Below are 21,799 nucleotides of genomic sequence, written 5' to 3'. Positions count from 1 at the left end.
CCTCTCCGGAAGCACTGTCCTCCCCAGTGTGCGCCGCGCCGTCGGCGAACGGGAGAAGACTGACGAAGTAGATCTGTTCCAGATGGCAAACCTGTGGCGATCGGACTGACATTCTCGGTAGCCCCGGAAACCGCATCTCGAAAGAACTTTTGATACGGCGGCATCGAACCTCACTCGACTACCGGCCGGATCAGCAACTACTCGACAACCCTCGAAATTCGTCAATGGTGAAGACCGGTGTCGCGCACGAACACTGTGAGGACTGATGGAACGCAGCAGACAATCGCTCTTGCACGGGCCCCTGTTTTCCCGGAACGTTCCGCTCGACCGCCGAAACGCGGCCAGCCGGATCAGCGCGTACATCTACGGCAATGTCCTGATCCTTGCCGCGCTCATACCGGTCGACCCGTCCGCCGAGTACGTCGGCATCTGGGTCGTCCTCGGCACCGCTCTCTCCACGTTCATCGCGCACGCCTTCGCCGAAGGTATCGGTCAATCGGTGCGCCAGAGCCATGCACTCTCTCCACAGGAGCGGTGGGCGGACCTGCGTGACTCCCTACCCATCCTCAGCTCGGCGGTGCTGCCCTGCGCGATCCTCGCGGCCGCGGCGATCGGGTGGATCGATCCACGCACCGCGCAGCTGCTCGCGGAGGCGGCCATGCTGGTGCGGATCGGCGGAATCGTCTTCGTCGTCGCGCGACTCCACGGTGAGCGGCCCAATCGTTGGACGCTGCTCGGAGCGGTGCTGCTGGTCTGCGCGGCCGCCACCGTCGTGGGAATCAAGGTGATCCTCACCCACTGATACGTGTGGGCGACGTGATTTCGGCGGCGTGGTCGGCCCGGCCTCTTGCAGGTGGCAACGGCATATTCCGGGATCCAGCACACCGGCGCGTGCTTTCGGCGGAGAATCGGCGGTATTCGATCGGTCGAGGATAGGAGCGAATATGTCCGAGAATTCGTCGGTCAAACAGGGCGTCGCGGCAGGAACCTCGATAGGGGCCGCGATCATCCTCGTCACTGTGGGCCTTCTCCAGTTGTTCCAGGGGATCTCCGCGGTGGCGGAAGACGAGGTCTTCGTAACGGGTGTCGAGTATGTATATAAGTTCGACTTCACGACCTGGGGTTGGATTCACATCGTGCTCGGCGCGCTACTCATGGTCATCGGCTTCGCGTTGTTCACCGGAGCGGGGTGGGCCCGCGTCTCCGCGATCGTCATCGCCGCAATATCGATACTGGCCAACTTCCTCTGGCTGCCGTACTACCCCTGGTGGTCGATACTGATCATCGCACTCGACATCGTTGTGATCTGGGCGGTCGCTACGTGGAGACCCGAACGCGTTTAGTCGACTTGCTTCTGCGTGAATACTCGATGCCGCGCAAGTCATGACAGCGCAAAACGATCCCTCCGTTGCGCGGTCCACCGGGCGCGCTGACGTGGCCGGCGAACGGACGCGGGCCGACCGCATCGAATACGGTAAGACGGCACGGCGCCGTACACCGTTCGGCGCCATAGCCGAGCACGATGCCAATCGCGACCGCGACCCGATCGAGCTGCTCGAAATCCAGGCGGCGACCAGGATTCCGGAACTCGGCCCGGTGCGATACGGGCGAATGGTCGCTTCGCCGTTCGCCTTCTACCGCGGCGCCGCCCTGGTCATGTCCGACGACTTGTCGCACGCCCCGACCACCGGCCTGTATACCCAACTGTGTGGCGACGCGCACCTGAGCAACTTCGGGCTTTTCGCGACACCGGAACGCAAACTTGCCTTCGACCTCAACGATTTCGACGAAACCTATCCCGGCCCGTTCGAATGGGATGTCAAACGACTGGTCGCAAGCCTCGCAGTCGCCGGGCACGACAACAACCACAGTGGCAAACAACGTAGGCGAAGCACCCGCGCCTGCGCCGCCGAGTACCGCGAAACGATGGCCGACCAAGCCGGACACGGAGAACTGGCGGTCTGGTACTCCCACATCGACGCCGCGACCCAGATGGACGAGCTGCGCGAGGTCCTCGATTCCTCGACCAGAAAACGCATCCAGAAGTCGATCGACAAATCGTGGGGCAGAGACAGCGTCCAGGCGCTGGCAAAGCTGACCACTGTCGTGGACGGGCGGCCGAGGATCGTGAGCATGCCGCCTCTGATCGTCCCGATCGAGGAAATCTTCACCGATGCCGAGGCCGAGCAGCTGGACCGCGTACTCATCGAACGTCTCCGTCACTACCGCGACACGCTGCAATCCAACTGGCGGGTCCTGTTCGATCGATTCGAATACGTCCAGGCGGCACGGAAGGTCGTCGGTGTGGGCAGCGTGGGCACCCGAGCGTGGATCATCCTCCTCCGGGGGCCGAGCGACGACCCGCTGTTCCTGCAGGCCAAGGAAGCCCAACCATCCGTCCTCGCGAGGTACCTCGACGGCCCGACCTTCACCAACCAGGGCGAACGGGTCGTGGCCGGTCAGCGGCTGATGCAGGCCGCCGGTGATATTTTCGTCGGCTGGGAGCAAGGCATCGACACCGACGGAGTGATGCGGGATTTCTATGTCCGCCAGCTCCGCGACGGTAAAGGATCCGCTGTCGTCGAAACCATGTCCCCCGACCTGCTGGCCCGGTACGGCCGCCTGTGCGCACGCGTGCTCGCCCACGCGCACGCACGCGCGGGCGACCGATTCGCGATCGCGAGTTACCTCGACTCCGACGATGGCTTCGATGAAGCAATGTCCGCGTTCGCCGAGGAATACGCCGACCAGAACGCACGCGACCACGCCGCGCTCCGCAAGGCGATCGACGACGGCATCGTCACTGCCCAGTTCGGGGTGTAACCGATGACCAGCAACCGCCCCTCCTCCGACACAGCCACCCGATCTCAGCGCTGGTGGGCACGGGCAGCGTTCGCGTCGGCGTTCCTCGCGGCGGCTATACCTGTTGTGTCCGCAGGCATCCTGAGCACCGTGGGGGTGCTCTGCGTCGGGGTCGGCGGCGTCGTCGTCACCGTCGCCGCGCTGTACTGGTTCCTCAGCAGTCGCGGTTCGCTGCGCTGGATTGCACTGGGCATCGCGGTGCTCGCGCCGATCGTCGTGCTGGTCCTGTTCGTTCGCGCGCAGTTGCTGGCAGAGGTGGTCGCGTCCTACGTCGCAGCGTTCCTCGCGGTGCTCTGCGCGCGCGCCGCTCTGCGCGGAAGACCCGTGGACACCGCCATGCCGGAGGTCCCCGCTACGCCGGCTCGGCACCCGGTCCTGATCATGAACCCGCACTCGGGCGGCGGCAAGGTAGCGAGATTCGACCTGCGGCGAAGGGCGGAGGAACTGGGCGCCGAAGTCGTCCTGCTCGAGGGGCCGGGCATGGTCGATGTCACCGCCCTGGCCCGGCAGGCGGTCGAACGAGGCGCCGACTTGCTCGGCGTGGCCGGCGGAGACGGGACGCAGGCCCTCGTGGCCGCGGTCGCGGCCGAGAACGATCTACCGTTCCTGGTCATCAGCGCCGGCACACGCAACCACTTCGCGATGGATCTCGGCCTCGACCGCACCGACCCCGGGCGGTCGCTCGACGCCTTGCGCGAGGGCGTCGACCTAGCCGTCGACCTCGGCTGGATCAACGGCCGCCCGTTTGTGAACAACGCCTCGTTCGGCGTCTACGCCGAGGTCGTGCGCAGCCCCGCCTACCGCGAGGACAAGGCAGGGACGACATTGCAGCTGCTCCCCGACCTGCTCGCCGGGCACTCGGGTTCGCAACTCGTCGCACGGATCGGCGCCGATGTCATCGTGCGAAACCCCCAGGCAGTCCTGGTGAGCAACAACCCCTACGGCAGTAGTGACCTCGTGGGCCTCGGTCGCCGGGACCGGCTCGACCGCGGCGTCCTCGGTGTCGTGACGGTGTCGGTCGCCAGTACCCGCCAGGCGGTCGGCCTCCTGCGTCGAGCCAACGTCCGCGGACTGGCGCAGCACACGACGGTCGAGGCGGTCATCGACGCCGACGGACCCGACGCCCCGGTCGGCGTCGACGGTGAGTCGCTCGTGCTCTCCACCCCGGTGCGCTGCACGATCGAGCCCGCCGCCCTGCGGGTCCGGGTTCCACGCCACCGTCCAGGGGTCCGTCCCGCAGAACCCACCATCGATTGGGTTCGCCTCCGAACGCTGGCGTGGCACGGCAACCCACAGCGTCATTCGCGGTCGTCGCCATTCGGGCCCCGAAGGTAGCGACCGAGAGGGGTCTCGTCCAGGGCGAGCCCCTTCACGACCGATGCCGCCCCTACGATCACGACCGACATGAGGAAAAGCCAACTGACCGAGGTGAACGCCAGCCCCAGCGGGCCGAAGTGCTCCTTCGCGTTCGCTGTGAGGCGAGGCAAGGCGAAGCGGCCTACCAGGTGTACCGCGGTCAAACCGGCTGCGGTGAGCACGCCGGACACCCACAGCAGACGGCCGGTCAGCGCTCCCTTGGTGAGCACGAAGGGGGCGAGCATCCAGACAAACGCCCAGATGGCCAGCTCGCTCAGCAGGGCCAGCGGCCCACCCACGTAACGGATCTGAGTGAGTTCGCGTGTCTGCCCCACCAGGCCCGCGGCCGAAGCGACGGCCAGCAGCGCGGCCAGCCACCGCCACGCGTCTCGCGCACCGACCACAGGCACCTTCCAGACCGCCTCGTAGACGCGCGCGAGCGCCCGCGCGAACGACGTGCCGCCGAGCAGGACCATCAGAAGTCCGACCACACCGAACGCGGCCACCGACGGATCGGCCAGTGTGGATTCCCCGCCCGCGGCCAGCGATTCGGCATCGAAGCCGAACTGGTCCTTGATCGTGTTCGCCGCCCCGTGCCAGCCACTGAAAACGGACGCGGCGATGATAACCGGCAGCACGGAGGTGAAGATCTGCGCGGCAAGCGCCAGTGACCGATCCACGATCTGGATCTCCACGAGTCCATCGATCACGCGGCGCAACGTGCGACCGTACGGAGTACCTCGCAGCCAGCCGGTCGCGGCGTGCGTTCGCGCGAGCGATACCTCTCGGGCCAACGCCACAGACAACTTCACCGACCGCACCGCGCTTCACTGTCCTTCTGCTCGTTCAGCCGGGGAATGATCGGATTCTTGCGACTGGTCTCGGTTCAGACGGGCCCGCGCGACCAGCAGCCCGATCAACGAAAGGATCGCATCCACCTCGATGCCCGACTCGCCGCAATCGGTCGCCGCCTGACTGGATCACCAGAAGCACGTATCCTGTTGGATCGACGCTACGCCGTCATCTAGGCACGATGTCGACTTGTATCAATTCTGTTGGGAAAGCCCGACTGAACCTTGCCGATATACCGATCGACTGCGAAACGACACCCAGACGGGTGCACCTGGGTGAGGATCACCCTGTCGACATCGCCGATCTACCTACGTGCGCGGACCCATGAGGGCAGGGACTGCGGAAGTGCCGAACTTCGAGCATCACGTCGTATGACCCAAACGGGATTCTCCACCGAACGCAGGAGTAGGCCGATGATATCCAGGAAAAGCGTCAGCGGGATTGCCGCGACGGCGATTGTTTTGATCATGACCGCCGGATGCGGGTCCAATGGCGGATCCGATTCGACGACGTCGCCGGGCGAAAGTACGCGCGGTATGCGCAGTGGCATCGCAACGACCGCGTCCTCTGTCGTGAGTTCGGTCCTGAACACCGCGCAGCAAAAGGTTCAGGACGGGATCAACGCGGCGCTTGCCGCCGTGCCGATCACCTTCGACAGCGGCAGCTCCGATCTCAGCGCGGTGGATGTCGCGACCATCAAGGCGGTCGCGGTCCCGCTGAAAGGGAACGACACCAAGGTAAAGATCACGACCTACGCCCAGGATTCGAATGTTGCTGCCGCCAAATCCCTGGCGAAGGCCCGTGGCGACAACATCGCGTCGCAGCTCGAGTCCGAAGGCATCGATAAGGCGCGGATCACCGTTCAGGCCGAGGCCAACCCGACTGCGGCGGACGTTCAGGTCGATGCGGCGCAGATCGCGGTGGTCCCCGAATAGTGGCCACACCGCAGGTCCAGGCTGCACCTACCTCGCGTCGCCACGATCATCGTCCGCAACACCGGCGACCGCGCAGGAAAACAGGTCATTCAGGCTTACCTTTTCCACCCGGATAGCTCGCTCGACCGCCCTGTCCGCTGGCTGGCCGGATTCGCCACCGTGAACCTCGGGCCCGGCGAATCCCGCCCCGTCGAAGTCACCCCACAACGAGCCTTCGAACACTGGACCGACAACGGCTGGGCAACTGAATCCGGCACCTTCTCCCCGCACGTCGGAACATCGGTCACCGACCTTCGGCACGTCGCATACGTCGACTGACCTCGAACCGCCGCCGATCTCTCAGGCACCCGGCCGTAGACACCGGATTCATTTGCTGTCGATACCCTCAGCTCGAGCGCGTGCGGGCAGCAGTTCGGCGACGAGTTCCTCGATGCGGACCTTGATCTCATCGCGGATCGGGCGCACCGACTCGACACCCTTGCCAGCCGGGTCCTCGAGCACCCAGTCCCGGTAGCTGACCCCAGGGAAGACCGGGCAGGTGTCGCCACAACCCATGGTGATGACCACGTCGGAGGCTTCGACCGCGTCGAAGGTGAGCATTTTGGGCGACTGGTCGGAGATGTCGATGCCGACCTCGCGCATGGCTTCGACCGCAGCCGGGTTGATCGACTCGGCGGGCGCGCTGCCCGCGGAGCGGACTTCGATCGCGTCTCCGGCGAGGTGGGCGAGGAATCCGGCGGCCATCTGAGAGCGTCCGGCGTTGTGCACGCAGACGAACAGCACACTGGGCTTGGATGCCATGAGTGAGTTGGCCTTTCAGCTGGTGGGGATGTCGAGTTCGGTGAGCAGGTGCCGCACACGGGTATTGATGTCGTCGCGGACCAGTCGCATGCGTTCGATGCCGTTGATGCCGCGTTCGGAGGGTTCATCGGTGTCCCAGTTCACGATCCGCACCCCGGCGACGGGATCGACGTGCGCTTCGCGGCCCAAGGTGACGACGAGGTCGCCCGCTCGCAGCAGCCGCGAGTCGATCGGTTTCGGGGTTTCCTCGCGGATGTCGACGCCGACTTCCAGCAGCGACTGCACCGACAACGCGTTGAGGCTCTCGCCGGGGGCGGTGCCCGCGGAGTAGACCTCGAGGCGTCCCCCGGCGGCGTGCCGCATCAGTCCGGCGGCCATCTGGGACTTGCCGCCGTTCTTGACGCACACGAACAGCACAGCAGGGGTCGCGCTCACCGCTCGAGCACCTTTTCCTCCGCCGAGTCGGCAAGTGTGGGCGCGGCCGGAGTGGTGGGGCGGAAGCGTGTGCGTAGCGCCAGGGAGACGTACACCAGCCCGACGAGGACGGGGACTTCGATCAGGGGTCCGACGACTCCGGCGAGGGCTTGGCCGGAGGTCGCGCCGTAGGTGGCGATGGCGACGGCGATGGCGAGTTCGAAGTTGTTGCCCGCCGCGGTGAACGCCAGCGTGGTGGTGCGCTCGTAGCCCAAGCCCATCACAGCGCCGAAGAGGTAGCCGCCGCCCCACATGATGGCGAAGTAGGCCAGCAGCGGGATCGCGATGCGCACGACGTCCAGGGGTTGGGAGGTGATCTGTTTGCCTTGCAGGGCGAACAGGATGACGATCGTGAACAGCAGCCCGTACAGCGCCCACGGCCCGATCCGCGGCAGCAGCGTGGATTCATACCAGTCGCGCCCCTTGGCGCGTTCGCCGAAGCGGCGGGTCAGATAGCCCGCCAGCAGCGGGATGCCGAGAAAGATCAGCACTGACTTCGCGATCTGCCATGGCGAGGTGTCGATCGTGGTCTGCTCCAACCCGAGCCAGCCCGGCAGCACCGACAGGTAGAACCAGCCCAGCACGGCGAACATCAGCACCTGGAACACCGAGTTCAACGCCACCAGCACGGCGGCGGCTTCGCGGTCACCGCACGCCAGGTCGTTCCAGATGATGACCATCGCGATGCACCGTGCCAGGCCGACAATGATCAGTCCGGTTCGGAACTCCGGCAGATTCGGCAGCAGCAGCCACGCCAGGGCGAACATCAGCGCCGGGCCGAGCACCCAGTTCAACACCAGCGACCCGACCAGCAGCTTCCGGTCGCCGGTCACGATGTCGAGCCGGTCGTAACGCACCTTCGCCAGCACCGGGTACATCATGATCAACAACCCGATCGCGATCGGCAGCGAAACGCCATCGATCTCCACCGCGCTCAACCCATCCCCGAGCCCTGGGATCATTCGTCCGAGCAGCAATCCCGCGGCCATCGCGACACCGATCCACACCGGCAGGAACCGATCCAGCGTGGACAGCTTCGCCACAACTCCGCTCTCCGCGACGGCGGTATCCGCGCTCACGCGTTCACCGCCGCGGCGGCGCCACTTTCGACCAGCAACACTTCCGAAAGCCTTTGCAGCGCTTCGGGAATCACCCGGTAGTACACCCAGGAGGCGCGGCGTTCGCTGGCGAGCAGTCCGGCTTCGCGCAGGACCTTCAAGTGATGGGAGATCGTCGGCTGCGTGAGATCGATGCCTTCGGACAGATCGCACACGCACGCTTCCTGGCCGGCGCGCGAAGCGATCGTGCTCAGCAACCGCAGCCGCATCGGGTCCGACAGCGCCTTGAAAACCCCCGCCAGCTCGGCGGCGGTCTGCGCGGTCAACGGTTCACGCACGATCGGCGCGGCCGTGCACGACTGCACGGGAACGATCGGAAGCTGCGACTTCGACATGGACCTATATTGATCGATATCAATACTGGGAGCAAGCAAACACCGGGTGAACAGACTGCCGGGGGGGCAATCTCCATGTTCGGGGTTGCATCTTGTACCTAGGTACAGGCTTACCGTGGCGTCATGACGATGATTACGCCTTCTTCCGGGGATTGGGTGCCGGACTCCTGCACGCTGCCCACCGCCGAGCAACCGGTTCGAGTCGCGGAGTTCGACCGATTCTTCGCCGAGTCCGTGCAACGCACCGATCGCCCGGCGCGCACACGATTGGATCTGCTGTTGGAGACCGGCGCCGAGGCGGTCGGCCGGGATCTGGCCGCCCGCGAGTCCGGCTGCTGCTCGTTCTTCGCCTTCACCTTCGACACCAGTACCGACGGGCCGGCGATGCGCATCGAGGTGCCCGCCAGCCAGGTCGAGGTCCTCGACGCGCTGGCGACCCGAGTGGGCGTCGCGATCGGCGGGGACCGGCGTTGACCGGGTTGCGCACCAGCCAACTCGCCGCGGCCGCGGGGGTGAACACTCAAACGCTGCGCTATTACGAGCGCCGCGGGCTGCTCGCCGAACCGCAGCGATCGTTGGGCGGACACCGGCTGTACCCGGACCAGGCGTTGACGGTGCTGCGGGTGATCAAGGCCGCCCAACGGCTCGGGTTCACCCTCGATGAAGTCGCCGACCTGCTGGATGTCACCGGGCTCGGGCGCCGCCGCGCCGACGCCGGACTGCAGGCCCGGGCGGCGGTGAAGCTGGCGGAGGTCGACGCGAAGCTCGCCGAGCTGACCGCGGTGCGCGACACCCTGCGCGCGGCGATCGCGGCCGGCTGCGACGACCTGATCGCGTGCAGTGAAAGCCCCTGCTGTCCCGTGCCGTTCACCGACGACCACGACAGTGACACGCTCAGCCCGGGAGGCGACTGTGGCTGCTGAACCCGGCACCGGTTCGCGGCGCCGGTGGGCGCCGATCGGGCTGGGCGCGGCCGTCTGCCTGGGCTGCTGCCTGGCCCGATGGGATCCGTTCTTCACCGACGATATGCAGGCGGTTGCCCCGGAACGATCGGATCAGATCACCAACCGGAAGCGGCGCACGCGCACCGGCGGCAGAGCACCCGGCTTCGACCGGGACACCTACATATTTCGACCCGCGTCCACGCTCGACCGCTCGGAGAGGACCGCCGGGTTGCGGCGTCAATCCCTCGTCGTCCGATCACACTTACGAGAAACGCTTCGCGATCGCTGCCGCGATCGCATCCGGTTCGTGTTCCTGAACGAAGTGACGAGCGTGCGGCAACTCGACCACCTCGACATCTGCGAAGGCGGCGCGCATTCGTGGGATACCGGCCTTCGGCCGGAAGACCATGTCCCGCATTCCCCATACCAGCAGGGTCGGCTTGTCGCCGAGCAGGGCAGGCACGTCTCGGGCGAGTCGCTCGAGCAGGGGACGCGCGGCACGAATCTGTCCGGGCGTGGCAGCGAGTCCACGACGGGCCTCGGCGGTGGGTTGCACCGCGCGGTAGTGATCGGCCTCGACCGTGGTGAGCGTGTGCTTCAGTTCAGCGAGTAGCACGCGCTCGATGAGAAAGTTCTGTTCGAGTATCCGCCGCTGCATCGGACGGCTGCTCATGATCATGCTGAACGCCCGGTTGGCGATGGCCTCGATAGGCCAGAACACGGTATTGCCCAGTACGATCCCTCGCACCCGGTCCGCCCGCGCGGTGATCGCGCCCAGACCGATGGGTCCGCCCCAATCGTGTCCCATCACGACGAAGCCATCGAGTTGCAGATGATCGATCAACTCGCCGAGGACCGAGGTGTGCTCGGCGATGGTGTAGCCGAAACCCGTTGGCCGTTCGGACAATCCGAAGCCCAGGTAGTCGACGGCGACACAGCGGTACCGATGGCGCAGGGCCTTCACGATGTGGCGGTAGAGGAAACTCCACGCCGGAGCGCCGTGACAGAACAGGATCGTTGGTCCGGCCCCCTCGTCGATGTAGTGAACGCGGCCGACGGACGAGTCGAACCAGCGCGACGCAAATGGGTACAGCTTCCCGTCGGGAACAAAGTCGATCAGCATTGAGCCCCTCCCTCTGCGCGAGCCTACATTCGCTGCCCACTCAGCACAGAACCCGATCCGGTTGCGCCGAAGCCGCTCTCCCGGCGCTGCCGCTGCCGGGCCAATGGACCTTCAGCTATTTCCACCCACGCGCCAACCGGATGTGGAGGATGCCACCGACACGCCGCTGCCAACGTCCGTGGTCAGTGCACCTAACGACCGGCGACCGACGTAGGTGAGTCCGGTCGGGTACCGAGCCGGGTGACGAAAACCCGTTCCAACAGCGTGTACAGACAGTCCCGGTCCTGGTCGCTGAGCCTGTTCAGGCCGTCTTGGGTGGCGCGCATTCTCGCCCGGATCCTGTCGACTACCTGCTCGCCCTCGGGCGTGATGACGAGATTGGTGACGCGCCGGTCGGATGTGCTGGCCTCCCGGCGCACGAGGCCACGCTTCTCCAGCCGGTTGATGATCCCGGTGACGTTGGAGGCGTCGCAGACCAAGGTCTCGGCCAGGGCGCGCATTGCGACGGGTCTCCGGCGCAGCGCGGTCAGCGTCTTGCCCTGGCTCGCCGTGAGATTCTCCCTCGCCGCTGCGGCTGTGAAGTCGCCGTAGTAGGCACCGAGGGACACCGAGAGCAACTCCATGAGCTGGGCCGTGTCGACGCGGGGAGCTTCTGCCATGCGGACCACCCTATCCGCAGAAACTTGACCATCTCAAATATTTACCTCTACCGTATCGCATTGCTTGAAGTTCTCAACCATCGACTTTCTCAAGTAACTACGAGGAGCATCCAGTGAGCGTCACCGCGTCCCAGGCGTCCCGCACGGCCGAGACCCTGTCACGGCCCGTCACGCTGAACGGCCTGACCGTCCCGAACCGCATCGTGATGGCACCGATGACGCGCATGTTCTCCCCTGGCGGCATTCCCGGTGACGACGTGCGGTCGTACTACGCCCGCCGCGCCGCCGCCGGCGTGGGCCTGATCGTCACCGAGGGCACCTACGTCGGCCACGAGTCTGCCGGGCAGAGTGATCGGGTGCCACGGTTCCACGGTGAAGAGCAGTTGGCGGGGTGGGCGAAGGTCGTCGAGGACGTCCACGCGGCGGGCGGCACGATCGTGCCGCAGCTGTGGCACATCGGCATGGTCCGCAACCAGGGCGACGCGCCCTACCCTGATGCGCCCGCCGTCGGCCCCTCCGGTATTCGCGTCGACGGCACCGAGGGTCTCGGTAAGGCGATGACCCAGCATGACCTGGACGACGTCATCGGCGCCTTTGCCGAGGCCGCGGCGGACGCCGAGCGCATCGGCTTCGACGGCGTCGAACTGCACGGTGCTCACGGCTATCTCCTGGACCAGTTCCTGTGGGCGCGGACGAACCGCCGTGACGATGTCTACGGCGGTGATCCGGTGGCTCGTACGAGGTTCGCGGCCGAGGTCGTGGCCGCGGTTCGGGCGGCCGTCTCGCCCGGCTTCCCGGTGATCTTCCGCTACTCGCAGTGGAAGCAGGAAGCCTACAACGCGCGGCTCGCCGGGACTCCGCAGGAGCTGGAGGCGATCCTGGCTCCGCTCGCCGCGGCCGGTGTAGACGCCTTCCACGCCTCCACCCGTCGCTACTGGCTCCCGGAGTTCGACGGCTCGGACCTGAACCTGGCGGGCTGGACCAAGAAGCTCACCGGCAAGCCCACCATCACCGTCGGCTCGGTCGGCCTCGACGGCGACTTCCTCCGTGCGTTCACGGGCGAGGGCGCCGAGCTCGGCAGCCTCGACAACCTTCTCGATCGCCTGGAGCGCGACGAATTCGACTTGGTCGCCGTCGGGCGCGCCCTGCTCCAGGACCCGGAGTGGGCGTCCAAGGTCCTGGCGGGGCGGATCGACGCGCTGAAGCCGTACGACGCGGCGGCTCTGAACACGCTGAGCTAGGTGGGGCGGTCGGCGATAATGCGCGCATACGCGATGCTGGATCGTCTGCCGCAGCTGACACCGAACTCGAATCAGGAGAACGACATTGGCGAAGCTACACCGGCCCGGGCGCCCTGATGATCTGCCGGACGCGCGGCTGCTGTGGGCCCGGTGGGCGGCCGTAGCGGTCGCTACCTACGATCGCGACGAAGAACTCGAGCCGCAGCGGCATCGTTCGGGATACTGGATCGATGACGACGGCCTGCACTGGGACGACTGCGGTTGTACCTGGTGGGTGCTGAAGTGGTTCGGCGACGGCCGCGCAGTGCTCGTCGGAGAAGACGAATCGAGCAAGGTCAAGGGGTACGAGCCCGCGATCGACCTGCTGGCCGGAGCGCCGGAATGGTTGCCGCGACGCTACCTGCAGGAGCTGATCGATGCCTACATGGTCGGCTGTATCTACTGGTTCGATAAGGGCGCGTGGCACCGGGCGCCCTACCCCGACGATCTGGCCGACGACGGACTCGACTGTGGCATCTCGGCTTTGACGACACGGGCGGACGCGGTCGGCGAGATCGCCGACCGACTGGAGTTCGACGCCACCGACACCGGTATGCCGGAGCTGTGCGAACAACTGCTCTATGACGCCGAGCGTGGCGCCCTCACAGAGACCGTACTTCGATCCTTCGCCGACACGATGGTGCGGTTGAAGGCACAGCACTACCCCGAGGACGATTCCCAACCACGCACCGACAACGACCTCGCCGCCATGTTCGCACTGGCCGCGCGTGCCGGTCTCGACACGGCCACCTGGACCGGCACGCTCGGCATCCGAAGGTGAACCGGACGCCCTTGCTCGGTCAGACGGCGTATATGCGCGGTGGTGTGCGTAGTAATTCGCGCTGATATCTCCGACTTCAATTCGGTATCGGTAGCTCCCACGGCCGGAGGGGGGCCCGCCTGCTCGACAGCGACCGCGCCGCGCTCAGCTGATTGTCGGAAGCCTCGGTTCAGAACTTGCCGGTGTGGTGTTCGGTTCGGTGCCCGAGTCGGGTGGCGAATTCGGTGACGAAGTCATCGGTGAGGGGCGGCCAACCCCAGAAGTCGAAAGCGAGGGCGCCCAGGGCGAAGTCGTCTGCCCATTGCCAGGTGGTGATGGGGCTCGGTGTGGCGCAGGAGGGGCAGATTGCCGAGCCGGTGCCTGTTCGTTTCCAGGTGGCGATCGCGTCCGAGAACGGCTGCCACACAGCGGGATCGGCTTCCCATTGTTGCGGGTAGTCGATGATCACGGTGGTGGCCTGGCAGCGTGGGCATACCGCGGAGGCCGGTTCGATGCCACCCTGGCCGGGATAGTGGTCGTGGCGGCCGACGATGACGGCGACAGGGCCGGGGATCCAGTCGGCGCCCCATTCATGGGTGATCTGCGGCCAGTCGGGGCCTGGCACATAGCCTTCGTCGGCGTGGAGACTGTACATCGCGTCGCGCGAAGTCTCCCGGAGCAGCCATCGCCGCGACACCATCCAGTCCACCATGTGCTCGGCCAGCGTGCTCGCGTCGACCGAGGTCACATCGAGGTCGATGATACGTTCGAAATAATCACCCACACCCGCATCCTGCCACCGAGGACCGACGCCCCTACCAGAGCCAGCTGAGCGCGCGTCTGAGCAAGCGCACCATCGCGCCGGGCAACAGGTCGGTGCGGGCGGGCAGCGTCGTCAGGTGCTCACCGGCCTGGCGCGGCACCTGCGGTGCCGCGCCAACGCGAGGGAAGGGGCGGTTACTACTTGCGTACGACCAATTCCAGCGCGATGTTGTCCGGGTCGCGGAATTCCAGAATGTACATGGCACCGAGGTCTTTCACTCCCGCGTGCGCGATGCCGAGTTCGTCGAGCAAGGCAGCCGCCGAATCGAGATCCGACCGAGTGGCGAGGGCGAAGGCGAGGTGGTCGAGTCCTACTCGATCTTCGTCGAACTCGTCGCTGGCGACGGGGCGAAGTCCGAGCAGTGCATCACCCATCTGGTAGATCACACCACCGAAGAGGAACCCGAATCGCGCACGGGTGGCTTCGTCCGCGTCCGCGGGACATTCCCAGGCGATCGGCCATCCGAAGACGGCGTCATAGAAGGCCCGGGATCTGTCGATGTCGGTCACTGTCAAGCGGGCATGGTCGAACGAACTGGTGGCAATCGGCATGATCGAGATCTTGTCATGATCACCACCGGCTTCGTTCAGGCGACCTGGCCGCGAAGTCTTGTCACCCGATCGCGGCGTGCCAGCGCATCAGCGACCTTCCGGTCAAGCCGCCGTCCGTTACGAGGCCACGATTCGGGCCGCGGCCACTCGCGCTTGGGTGCCGCGACGGACCTTTCGGCTCACGCTCCCTCTACCAGTTGAGTAACACACCGAGAGTGCTCGGCGATTTCGACACAGTACCCAGAGACGCTTTCGCCGAAGGTAACTCGCCATCGGAGAAGACTCACAGATGAGGTCACGTGCCCTACGAATCCGCTCCAATTTTCCGACGTCTCGCCGCAAGGCTCCTCGACCTTGCTTTCTGCCTGCTACTTACGTTCGTGGTCGCAATACCGGTCGGGATTCTGTTGGTCCCGGTCACCTTACTGACAACCGAAGCCTACGAAGCGGTGATCTACGGATCAGCGGCGTGGTTGTGCTATTTCATCGCCTACGTTGGATCGGAGGTCTTTCTATTGATCCGGCGCGACGGACAGACTCTCGGCAAAGGGCTTCTCGGACTTCGGGTAGTACCTGCTGGAGAGTGGGATCGGCCAAGGCTGGAGTTGCTCCCGGCAGGCTCGCGGATGCTGATCATCTTCCTGCCGTTCGTTTTCATGTCCCTATCGGGATCGTATCCCGAATCAGCCATCCTCAATGGAATCGCCGCTTTCGGCTTCCTAGCGCTCATCGTGAGCTTCTTCCTCTCGGCGATTCCCGCGGGAAAACGCCGCGCCCTGCACGATCTGGCAACTGGCAGCCGGGTGGTACGCGCGGCCAAGCGAAAAATCGACTGGAAGAACGACATTCCTATGGTGCTGCCGGGCCGTGTGGACATGCGAAAGCGCCCATAGGCCACACTGTTGTGGCCGCACGACCGCTGAACCGGAGCGCAGGAAAGTGCGCTCCCGGCAAGCGGATCGAGGCGTTGCTTGCGGACTCGGCGGGCATCCACCGCAGCCACGCACCTTCACAAAGCAAAGAATCTGGTTCGCGGCAATCCGGTCCACTAATACCGGTACTCGAACGCACCCCCTCGCTCGGAAAGACAATCATGACATCAACCCGGCGACATGCCGCCGTCCTGCTTTCGTACGCGGCAGTTGCGCTGACAGCGACCGCATGCGGTACCGAAACTGCCTCGACACCTACCACCACAACACCGCTCCCTGCATCGATCACCTCGACCACCCGCACTACGACCCCGCCGCCGACAACTACTGCCGCACCACCTCCCCCCACCACACCGCAATCGACCACCGCACCCGCCCCGCCACCAGTTGCGGTCGCGCCTGCCCCACCTACAGTTGTGGTACCCGAGCCTCCTGCGGCTGACGTACCAGCGCCGCCACGCCCAGCAGCTCCCAGCGTCCACTACCCCAACTGCGCCGCCGCCAAAGCCGCCGGCGCCGCGCCGCTGCGACGCGGGGAACCCAGTTACAGATCAGAGCTGGACCGAGACAAGGATGGCATTGCCTGCGAATAGTGCAACTCAGCGCGGTTCGTCCGCCAGCTCCGGCGGATTCTGCCAGTGCTTCGGTCCGGACCTCCGGCCGATGCCGCCAACTGCGACCAGCTGATTTCGATCGGGCGGGACGACCGGCCGTGCCTACGCCGCGACGGCACCGCTGTCGAGGCCGCGCGGCAACCCCGATCGAGAAGTCCGTCCCCTTGCGCTTCTCGGGTGGCACGGCGTCGCGGCGGTCATTCCATGCCACGAATCCCGCTTTGTATGCATCGCCGTGCGCGACGGCCTGAAAGGTCTGCCGGAAGCAACACCTTCCGGTTTACCTCCCACAAGTCTCGCTGCGGCGCGGGCCTGGCCTCAGTGCTCAGTGGATACCCACTGAGGGAGAATAGGGACGTGAGCGACGCAACCAGCAATAAGTTCATACATCAGCTCGGCGTGCCAGCGGTCGTGGCGCCGGCGAGTGCAGTGGCACTCGTCGGCCGCTAGCTCGATGTCGGAGCGGGAAGTGCCGGGACAGGAATCCTTGCCAGGGCCCGCCGGGAAGAGGTTCGATGAGCTGGAACGGTTGCGCAGGAAGCAGGCAGAAGGAATGAAGGCTGTGGAGATTCCAGCGGGAGACGGCACCTCGAAAGTCACCCGACTACCACGTCGCCCGCGGCGCGTGGCGGAAGAGGCCGACGAGCGTCTCCCGAAGAGTTGGCGCTCGGAACGCGGCTCGGTCTACGACCCCGCACCGACCAAGCCTGTACTGCGATCGGAACTGCAGCGGGAGACAGGGTGGTGGCCGGTCGACCCTGGCGCGGCGCGGCACGCCGCTCCGGAGGATGATCCGGGCAGTGCCGCGCCTGCTGGGAGTGTCGTTGATCTCGACGCGTTGCGGCGGAAACGAGCTGCTGACGAGGTTCCGGCCGCTGGCATCCGGCGCCTGAACAAACCGCGCCGAATCGGAAAAGGTGCAGGCGAGAGACTAGGCACGGAAGGTGAGCCGCACAGTGGTCGCAGCGGTGAATCCGATTCTCCGCGGGTTGACGGACCTGCCGGGCCACACTGACTCTCCGCGAGGCCGTCGCCGCACTCAACACCCGCACATAACCGTCGGGAATCGACACGCATTGCGTGAACTGGTTCGGGAATAGTTCATCCCGTGGGGCCGACTACCTCGGTACCGACGCGCACTCCGCCACCGGCCCGCCGACATCGAAGCGGACTCGCCGCAGATCTCGACATACCATCACGAAATAAGGCCTGACACCTTCTGGGACTTCGATCCCACCAACACGAACTGCAACGCTGCCTGACCGACGAGACCATCCCTCTGAGCGCCGATGAGTTTCGAGCGTGTAGGAGGTCTACCCGGTTATGAGGAAACTGATCTACGGGTTCGGCGTGTCCCTGGACGGCTACATCAACGACCGCGACGGCAGCATCGACTGGACCAACCCGGACGAGGAGCTGCACCAGTTCCACAACGACCGCTACCGCCAGATCGAGATCTCGCTGCACGGCCGTCGCCTGTACGAGCTGATGGCCGAGTACTGGCCGCACGTGCCCGAGGACGCGCCGCGCATCGAGCGTGAGTTCAGCAGGCTCTGGACGGAGAAGCCGAAAGTCGTCTTCTCCCGCACACTCACCGAGGTCCACTGGAACAGCAAGCTGATCAGCGAGAACGCGGTCGAGGAGGTCCGCAGGCTCAAGGCTGGAGGCGATGGCGTCATGGAGGTAGGTGGCGCGAGCCTTGCGGCCTCGCTGATCCCACACGGGCTCATCGATGAGTATCAGCTGTTCCTCATGCCCGTGGCGCTCGGCGGCGGCACACCGATGTTCCCGCCGCTGGACAAGCGCATCGGGCTCCGATTGGTCGAGACGAGGCATTTCGACACCGCGGTGATGCTGCGCTATCTCGTCGACTGAGGTCCGTCCAACCGCAGCAGCCCCGCTACCAGGCACGCCCGACGCCACCGCGTTGACCATTTGTCAGGACCAGTAGGCGAGTGGTTCCGTGGCATCCGGCCCCGGAGTCTCCGCAAAAACCCGTTGGCGGACCACGGCGACCACTGCTACCGTTCCGGAGGCCGTGCGAGAGAACGAGGAGGTGGTACCCGTGAACGCAGTATCTACATGGGTGCTCCCCTCTGGGGTCACGGTCGGGCGATAGGTCGTCCGGGAGCGCCGCTCGAGAGCACTCCCGAAAGGCACGACCATGCAATTCATTTCCGAACAGCGCTTCGACGACGGCGTCCTCGAACGTGAATTCACCCTCGGCGAGATTCCCGGCATCCTGTGGACGCCCGAGTCCGCATCCGTACCGGCGCCGCTGATCCTGGTCGGGCACCCCGGCGGACTGCGCCATATGTACCCCCGCCTGGCAGCCCGTGCCCGGCACGCCGTGGCGGAGGGCTACGCCGCGGCCACCATCGAGCTCCCCGGCAGCGGTGACCGGCCCCGTTCGGCCGCCGCCGAGCAGGCCCGCGCCGACCTGCGCCGGGCCGTGGAGGCCGGCGCGCCGGTCGATGACGAGATCGTCGACCGGCTCGTCCTCCCGCTGGTCGAAAAGGCGGTCCCGGAATGGCGGGCCGCCTTGGACGACCTCCTTGCGCTGCCCGAGATCGGTGGCCCGGTCGGGTACTCGGGAGGGGTGATCGCGATCGGCATCCGGCTGGCGGTGGTCGAGCCACGCATCTCGGCCGCCCTTCTGTTCGCCGGAAGTTACGTGCCCCGCACCATGTTCGAGGAGGCTCGGCAGATCACCATTCCGCTGCAGGTCCTGCTGCAGTGGGACGACGAAGGAAACGACCGGCAACTGGCCCTGGACCTGTTCGACGCCTTCGGCTCCGAGGAGAAGACGCTGCACGCCAATATGGGCGGGCACACCGGCGTCCCGCAGTTCGAGGGCGACGACGCGAACCGGTTCTTCGCCCGGCACCTGAAGTGAGGCCGGCGGATAGGAGCTGTCGGCCAAGACGCCGTTCATCGAGGACAGCTCCCGGCCTTCCTCGATGACGGTGGCCAGTAGATGCACAACCGCCCCGACCGGGCGGTACCTGCCGTCGGCGGTACCGGCCGGTCGGGACGGCGCTTCTCGGGATTGCTCGGCGAGCGCGGCCATCAGCACCAGAAGCCGACGAGCTGGATGGCGGCGACCACCTGCCGCAGCTCACCAGCGCCCGGCGCCTGCAAGGCCAGTCCACGCCGCGGGCACGTAGCGCGGCCTGGCTGCACGCGGAGTCCCGGGTGGTGCGGCTCTACGGAATCCGGCGCAAAGGCAATACAGCAGGGGGTCCGAAAATTTCTCGCGGACAGCGATGAGTCTTCGGCCGGTGCTCCGTCCTCTCTGTTGAACGCGCTACCAATCCGGCGCGACCGACCAGAAGGACCAGAAATGACCACCGCCAACCCCTCCGCCACCATCTCCACCGACCGTCCGGGCAAGGTCCGCAACCGCGTCCTGTGGACCCTGCAGATCGTGCTCGGCCTGTTCTTCATCATCGCCTCCGGCGGGCCGAAGCTCGTGATCCCGAACACCTTGGCGGACAACGCCCCCGAGAATCTGACCATCCCCCTCGGGCTGCTCATCGTCATCGGAGTCGCGGAGGTCGCCGGCGGTATCGGGCTGATGGTGCCACGGGTCAGCGCCCTTGCTGCCGCGGGCCTGTCCGTTCTCACCGTGCTCGCCGCCGGGACGCAGGCTTTCATCGCCGACAAGCCCGTGATGGGGATCTTCCCGCTGGTGCTGGCCGCGATCTTCGCCTGGATCGCCTACGAGCGCCGCGCCACCATCACCGATCTGCGTAATTCGCTGTCGCGATGACCAATCCATGAGCACGACCGGCGATCGGTGGCCGAACCCACCGATCGCCGCTCGTGCGTTCCCGGATCGATCGCCTGTCGGGTTGGCGGCGATCGATCCAGCGGCCATCTGGTCCGCGACGCCCCGGCCCGGGCGCCGCACCAGGTGGCCCGCGTCGCGTCCGGGCATAAACGACTCGTGTACCGGTAACGAACGGTTGAATTCGTGATCCGGATGGTGCCGGTCCTACTCGCGCCGGTGCGGTAGGTGCGCAGGTTGACCGGCCAAGCCCTCGAACGGCGCGATCCGCAGCGGCGGTGCCCGATCCTTTGACCGTGCTCGCGCAGTCGGTCACCGATATCGTCGATGAGGTGGTGGGGTTATTCCGTCGCTGACGCGGTCCATTCCGCTGACCGACCGGACGGTCGATGACGGCCCTTCTTGTGGGACCGCCCCCGATGCCTGACTACTCGGCGCTGCGACTCGTGAACTCGAAGGACCCGCCGTCGATGCCCCAGGAGATGACCCGTTCGGGATGAATTCGGATGACCGCGCGTTCCTGGGGTGGGAACGGCGGCTCCTCGTCATCCAGCGCCTCGGCCGTGCCGCGTACCTCGATGCCGCGAATCACGTACGGCTCCAATGAGACCTGTTGGTCGATGACGAACGACACCCGGCTGCCCGCCTCGACGTTGCGGTACTTTCGACTCGCACGCATCCGCATGCCCCCGATGTCGATCGTGCCGTCGGCGTTCACCCGATAGCTGGTCGGGTTGTTCTGCACGACACCGTCGGGCGACACCGTGGCCAGCCGACCGATCCCGGCCTCCGCGAGAAACTGCTGTTCATTGATGGTGAAGATCATGTCAGTTACTCCTCAGTAAATTCGATATCAGGTGTGCCCCCGGCGATCAGCCGGAAGTTGTTGCGGTGCGGGAAGCGCAAGCTGTTGCCTGCCCTTGCCGCGCGTCTTGCGTCGACGGTTCAGCGGACCGCACCGACCACCTACTCACGGACGACACCGCCTACCCCGTGCTATGAGATCAGAACAGAATCAGCGCGGCGCACAGTCCGGCAATGGCAATGAACTGCAGGGTGACCCGGTACTTCAGAATGCTGTCCCACTTATCTTGCAGCGCACGGGCATTGGCGGGAATGATGCCGCTCTGCGCAGCGGCGGTCTGCTGGGAATTGATCGGCTTGGCGATGCGGACGTAGAAGGCGAGCCAGGTGAGCAGTGCCGCCACCGTGATACCCGCCGCGACAGCGGCGCCGAACTGCCCGGCCGACAGCGCGATCAGCAGCGTCAGCACGGCGGTGACCACACCGCCCACACCGATAACCGGCATTCGCTTATCGCCGTAATAGTGCCCCCATCCCGCACTCATGGTCATGGTGGCGTCATCGAGCTTGCGGTACACCGATCGGGTGATCACGGCCACGCTGACATCGGTGCCATAGACGATGGCATTGGAGAGAACGGCGACGGCGGCGATGACCTGGCCGGTGACAATGAGCATTTCGGCTTCCCTTCCCAAATTCTAGCGCAGTTAGAAACTGGAGCAACGTTAGCATTGCCCTGCTATCTTGTCTAGCCTTGCTAGATTTCAGACCGCTACCGTGGGATCG

General features: G+C 65.7%; 27 protein-coding genes. 16 read left to right on the top strand and 11 right to left on the bottom strand.

Features of this window, described 5'->3' with window-relative positions; translation table 11 throughout:
• The first annotated feature begins 265 nt into the window (after positions 1-265).
• From LTT66_RS31420 to LTT66_RS31405, 4 genes are all read left to right on the top strand, one after another.
• The gene (locus LTT66_RS31420; RefSeq protein WP_233062155.1) at positions 266-802 is read left to right on the top strand and encodes a hypothetical protein; all 537 of its coding nucleotides are present in this window, start codon (positions 266-268) and stop codon (positions 800-802) included.
• A gap of 142 nt (positions 803-944) precedes the next feature.
• Positions 945-1,343 (top strand): DUF7144 family membrane protein, encoded by a 399-nt coding sequence (locus tag LTT66_RS31415; RefSeq protein WP_195104904.1) that lies wholly within the window; start codon positions 945-947, stop codon positions 1,341-1,343.
• 40 nt (positions 1,344-1,383) lie between these two features.
• Complete coding sequence (locus LTT66_RS31410; RefSeq protein WP_408638695.1) at positions 1,384-2,823, top strand: DUF2252 domain-containing protein; 1,440 nt, start codon at positions 1,384-1,386, stop codon at positions 2,821-2,823.
• A 3-nt stretch (positions 2,824-2,826) separates the two neighbouring features.
• Positions 2,827-4,197, top strand: a complete 1,371-nt coding sequence (locus LTT66_RS31405) for a diacylglycerol/lipid kinase family protein (protein WP_233062153.1) — start codon at positions 2,827-2,829, stop codon at positions 4,195-4,197.
• Here the strand turns inward: LTT66_RS31405 and LTT66_RS31400 are convergent.
• Complete coding sequence (locus tag LTT66_RS31400; protein WP_233062152.1) at positions 4,161-5,039, bottom strand: hypothetical protein; 879 nt, start codon at positions 5,037-5,039, stop codon at positions 4,161-4,163. The genes LTT66_RS31405 and LTT66_RS31400 overlap by 37 nt on opposite strands.
• Positions 5,040-5,483: 444 nt before the next feature.
• Between LTT66_RS31400 and LTT66_RS31395 the strand changes: the two genes are divergently transcribed.
• Together LTT66_RS31395 and LTT66_RS37285 are read left to right on the top strand one after the other, a co-directional pair.
• Positions 5,484-6,005 carry an OmpA family protein gene (locus LTT66_RS31395; protein ID WP_233062151.1) on the top strand — a complete coding sequence of 174 codons (522 nt, stop codon included), beginning with the start codon at positions 5,484-5,486 and terminating at the stop codon, positions 6,003-6,005.
• A 21-nt stretch (positions 6,006-6,026) separates the two neighbouring features.
• Positions 6,027-6,323, top strand: a complete 297-nt coding sequence (locus LTT66_RS37285; protein WP_332909699.1) for a fibronectin type III-like domain-contianing protein — start codon at positions 6,027-6,029, stop codon at positions 6,321-6,323.
• Positions 6,324-6,371: 48 nt separating this feature from the next.
• Here LTT66_RS37285 and LTT66_RS31385 read toward each other — a convergent pair whose 3' ends face one another.
• Genes LTT66_RS31385 through LTT66_RS31370 form a run of 4 tightly spaced genes read right to left on the bottom strand, consistent with a single transcriptional unit; the run spans position 6,372 to position 8,733 of the window.
• Positions 6,372-6,806, bottom strand: coding sequence for an arsenate reductase ArsC (locus LTT66_RS31385; protein WP_233062150.1), 435 nt, complete (start codon positions 6,804-6,806; stop codon positions 6,372-6,374).
• A gap of 15 nt (positions 6,807-6,821) precedes the next feature.
• Positions 6,822-7,184, bottom strand: a complete 363-nt coding sequence (locus LTT66_RS31380) for an arsenate-mycothiol transferase ArsC (RefSeq protein WP_233069456.1) — start codon at positions 7,182-7,184, stop codon at positions 6,822-6,824.
• A 53-nt stretch (positions 7,185-7,237) separates the two neighbouring features.
• Positions 7,238-8,359 (bottom strand): ACR3 family arsenite efflux transporter, encoded by a 1,122-nt coding sequence (arsB, locus tag LTT66_RS31375; protein WP_269821982.1) that lies wholly within the window; start codon positions 8,357-8,359, stop codon positions 7,238-7,240.
• Entirely contained in the window at positions 8,356-8,733 is a 378-nt protein-coding gene (locus LTT66_RS31370) for an ArsR/SmtB family transcription factor (protein ID WP_233062149.1), read from the bottom strand. The genes arsB and LTT66_RS31370 overlap by 4 nt, the downstream gene beginning before the upstream one ends.
• Positions 8,734-8,856: 123 nt before the next feature.
• Between LTT66_RS31370 and LTT66_RS31365 the strand changes: the two genes are divergently transcribed.
• Together LTT66_RS31365 and LTT66_RS31360 are read left to right on the top strand one after the other, a co-directional pair.
• Positions 8,857-9,207, top strand: a complete 351-nt coding sequence (locus tag LTT66_RS31365) for a hypothetical protein (protein ID WP_233062148.1) — start codon at positions 8,857-8,859, stop codon at positions 9,205-9,207.
• The gene (locus tag LTT66_RS31360) at positions 9,204-9,656 is read left to right on the top strand and encodes a MerR family transcriptional regulator (protein ID WP_233062147.1); all 453 of its coding nucleotides are present in this window, start codon (positions 9,204-9,206) and stop codon (positions 9,654-9,656) included. Before LTT66_RS31365 ends, LTT66_RS31360 begins: the two co-directional genes overlap by 4 nt.
• 283 nt (positions 9,657-9,939) lie before the next feature.
• Here LTT66_RS31360 and LTT66_RS31355 read toward each other — a convergent pair whose 3' ends face one another.
• Together LTT66_RS31355 and LTT66_RS31350 are read right to left on the bottom strand one after the other, a co-directional pair.
• Positions 9,940-10,800: a haloalkane dehalogenase gene (locus tag LTT66_RS31355; RefSeq protein ID WP_233062146.1), complete on the bottom strand. Its 861-nt coding sequence runs from the start codon at positions 10,798-10,800 to the stop codon at positions 9,940-9,942.
• A gap of 191 nt (positions 10,801-10,991) precedes the next feature.
• Positions 10,992-11,459, bottom strand: a complete 468-nt coding sequence (locus LTT66_RS31350; RefSeq protein ID WP_233062145.1) for a MarR family winged helix-turn-helix transcriptional regulator — start codon at positions 11,457-11,459, stop codon at positions 10,992-10,994.
• 113 nt (positions 11,460-11,572) lie between these two features.
• On the opposite strand from LTT66_RS31350, the gene LTT66_RS31345 reads away from it, so the two are divergent.
• Together LTT66_RS31345 and LTT66_RS31340 are read left to right on the top strand one after the other, a co-directional pair.
• Positions 11,573-12,700 (top strand): NADH:flavin oxidoreductase, encoded by a 1,128-nt coding sequence (locus LTT66_RS31345; protein WP_233062144.1) that lies wholly within the window; start codon positions 11,573-11,575, stop codon positions 12,698-12,700.
• Between the two features lie 85 nt (positions 12,701-12,785).
• On the top strand, positions 12,786-13,520 hold the full coding sequence (locus LTT66_RS31340; protein ID WP_233062143.1) for a hypothetical protein: 735 nt from the start codon (positions 12,786-12,788) through the stop codon (positions 13,518-13,520).
• 169 nt (positions 13,521-13,689) lie between these two features.
• On the opposite strand, the gene LTT66_RS31335 is transcribed toward LTT66_RS31340, so the two are convergent.
• Together LTT66_RS31335 and LTT66_RS31330 are read right to left on the bottom strand one after the other, a co-directional pair.
• Complete coding sequence (locus LTT66_RS31335) at positions 13,690-14,283, bottom strand: hypothetical protein (protein WP_233062142.1); 594 nt, start codon at positions 14,281-14,283, stop codon at positions 13,690-13,692.
• A gap of 176 nt (positions 14,284-14,459) precedes the next feature.
• On the bottom strand, positions 14,460-14,873 hold the full coding sequence (locus LTT66_RS31330; protein WP_195104872.1) for a VOC family protein: 414 nt from the start codon (positions 14,871-14,873) through the stop codon (positions 14,460-14,462).
• Between the two features lie 299 nt (positions 14,874-15,172).
• On the opposite strand from LTT66_RS31330, the gene LTT66_RS31325 reads away from it, so the two are divergent.
• The 6 genes from LTT66_RS31325 to LTT66_RS31300 all read left to right on the top strand — a co-directional run bounded on the left by LTT66_RS31325 (position 15,173) and on the right by LTT66_RS31300 (position 20,191).
• On the top strand, positions 15,173-15,766 hold the full coding sequence (locus LTT66_RS31325) for an RDD family protein (protein ID WP_233062141.1): 594 nt from the start codon (positions 15,173-15,175) through the stop codon (positions 15,764-15,766).
• A gap of 268 nt (positions 15,767-16,034) precedes the next feature.
• On the top strand, positions 16,035-16,247 hold the full coding sequence (locus tag LTT66_RS31320) for a hypothetical protein (RefSeq protein ID WP_233069540.1): 213 nt from the start codon (positions 16,035-16,037) through the stop codon (positions 16,245-16,247).
• Positions 16,222-16,398 (top strand): excalibur calcium-binding domain-containing protein, encoded by a 177-nt coding sequence (locus tag LTT66_RS31315; RefSeq protein ID WP_233062140.1) that lies wholly within the window; start codon positions 16,222-16,224, stop codon positions 16,396-16,398. Before LTT66_RS31320 ends, LTT66_RS31315 begins: the two co-directional genes overlap by 26 nt.
• A 1,344-nt stretch (positions 16,399-17,742) precedes the next feature.
• On the top strand, positions 17,743-18,294 hold the full coding sequence (locus tag LTT66_RS31310; protein ID WP_233062139.1) for a dihydrofolate reductase family protein: 552 nt from the start codon (positions 17,743-17,745) through the stop codon (positions 18,292-18,294).
• Positions 18,295-18,583: 289 nt separating this feature from the next.
• The gene (locus LTT66_RS31305; protein ID WP_233062138.1) at positions 18,584-19,315 is read left to right on the top strand and encodes an alpha/beta fold hydrolase; all 732 of its coding nucleotides are present in this window, start codon (positions 18,584-18,586) and stop codon (positions 19,313-19,315) included.
• 447 nt (positions 19,316-19,762) lie between these two features.
• A complete protein-coding gene (locus LTT66_RS31300) occupies positions 19,763-20,191 on the top strand; it encodes a DoxX family protein (RefSeq protein WP_233062137.1) in 429 nt (142 codons plus the stop codon).
• 445 nt (positions 20,192-20,636) lie between these two features.
• Here LTT66_RS31300 and LTT66_RS31295 read toward each other — a convergent pair whose 3' ends face one another.
• Together LTT66_RS31295 and LTT66_RS31290 are read right to left on the bottom strand one after the other, a co-directional pair.
• Positions 20,637-21,035: a PPOX class F420-dependent oxidoreductase gene (locus LTT66_RS31295; RefSeq protein WP_233062136.1), complete on the bottom strand. Its 399-nt coding sequence runs from the start codon at positions 21,033-21,035 to the stop codon at positions 20,637-20,639.
• Positions 21,036-21,213: 178 nt separating this feature from the next.
• Positions 21,214-21,690 carry a DUF1772 domain-containing protein gene (locus LTT66_RS31290; protein WP_233062135.1) on the bottom strand — a complete coding sequence of 159 codons (477 nt, stop codon included), beginning with the start codon at positions 21,688-21,690 and terminating at the stop codon, positions 21,214-21,216.
• Positions 21,691-21,799 lie beyond the last annotated feature (109 nt).

It is taken from the genome of Nocardia gipuzkoensis (assembly GCF_021183645.1).
GTDB lineage: Bacteria > Actinomycetota > Actinomycetes > Mycobacteriales > Mycobacteriaceae > Nocardia > Nocardia abscessus.
This window is presented reverse-complemented; position numbering and strand designations above follow the sequence as displayed.

Bases quoted from the DNA above. Each gene is read 5' to 3' on its own strand.
- LTT66_RS31420 (WP_233062155.1), top strand. From the start codon at position 266: ATGGAACGCAGCAGACAATCGCTCTTGCACGGGCCCCTGTTTTCCCGG.
- LTT66_RS31415 (WP_195104904.1), top strand. From the start codon at position 945: ATGTCCGAGAATTCGTCGGTCAAACAGGGCGTCGCGGCAGGAACCTCG.
- LTT66_RS31410 (WP_408638695.1), top strand. From the start codon at position 1,384: ATGACAGCGCAAAACGATCCCTCCGTTGCGCGGTCCACCGGGCGCGCT.
- LTT66_RS31405 (WP_233062153.1), top strand. From the start codon at position 2,827: ATGACCAGCAACCGCCCCTCCTCCGACACAGCCACCCGATCTCAGCGC.
- LTT66_RS31395 (WP_233062151.1), top strand. From the start codon at position 5,484: ATGATATCCAGGAAAAGCGTCAGCGGGATTGCCGCGACGGCGATTGTT.
- LTT66_RS31385 (WP_233062150.1), bottom strand. From the start codon at position 6,806: ATGGCATCCAAGCCCAGTGTGCTGTTCGTCTGCGTGCACAACGCCGGA.
- LTT66_RS31380 (WP_233069456.1), bottom strand. From the start codon at position 7,184: ATGGCCGCCGGACTGATGCGGCACGCCGCCGGGGGACGCCTCGAGGTC.
- LTT66_RS31370 (WP_233062149.1), bottom strand. From the start codon at position 8,733: ATGTCGAAGTCGCAGCTTCCGATCGTTCCCGTGCAGTCGTGCACGGCC.
- LTT66_RS31365 (WP_233062148.1), top strand. From the start codon at position 8,857: ATGACGATGATTACGCCTTCTTCCGGGGATTGGGTGCCGGACTCCTGC.
- LTT66_RS31355 (WP_233062146.1), bottom strand. From the start codon at position 10,800: ATGCTGATCGACTTTGTTCCCGACGGGAAGCTGTACCCATTTGCGTCG.
- LTT66_RS31350 (WP_233062145.1), bottom strand. From the start codon at position 11,459: ATGGCAGAAGCTCCCCGCGTCGACACGGCCCAGCTCATGGAGTTGCTC.
- LTT66_RS31330 (WP_195104872.1), bottom strand. From the start codon at position 14,873: ATGCCGATTGCCACCAGTTCGTTCGACCATGCCCGCTTGACAGTGACC.
- LTT66_RS31320 (WP_233069540.1), top strand. From the start codon at position 16,035: ATGCGGTACCGAAACTGCCTCGACACCTACCACCACAACACCGCTCCC.
- LTT66_RS31310 (WP_233062139.1), top strand. From the start codon at position 17,743: ATGAGGAAACTGATCTACGGGTTCGGCGTGTCCCTGGACGGCTACATC.
- LTT66_RS31305 (WP_233062138.1), top strand. From the start codon at position 18,584: ATGCAATTCATTTCCGAACAGCGCTTCGACGACGGCGTCCTCGAACGT.
- LTT66_RS31300 (WP_233062137.1), top strand. From the start codon at position 19,763: ATGACCACCGCCAACCCCTCCGCCACCATCTCCACCGACCGTCCGGGC.
- LTT66_RS31295 (WP_233062136.1), bottom strand. From the start codon at position 21,035: ATGATCTTCACCATCAATGAACAGCAGTTTCTCGCGGAGGCCGGGATC.
- LTT66_RS31290 (WP_233062135.1), bottom strand. From the start codon at position 21,690: ATGCTCATTGTCACCGGCCAGGTCATCGCCGCCGTCGCCGTTCTCTCC.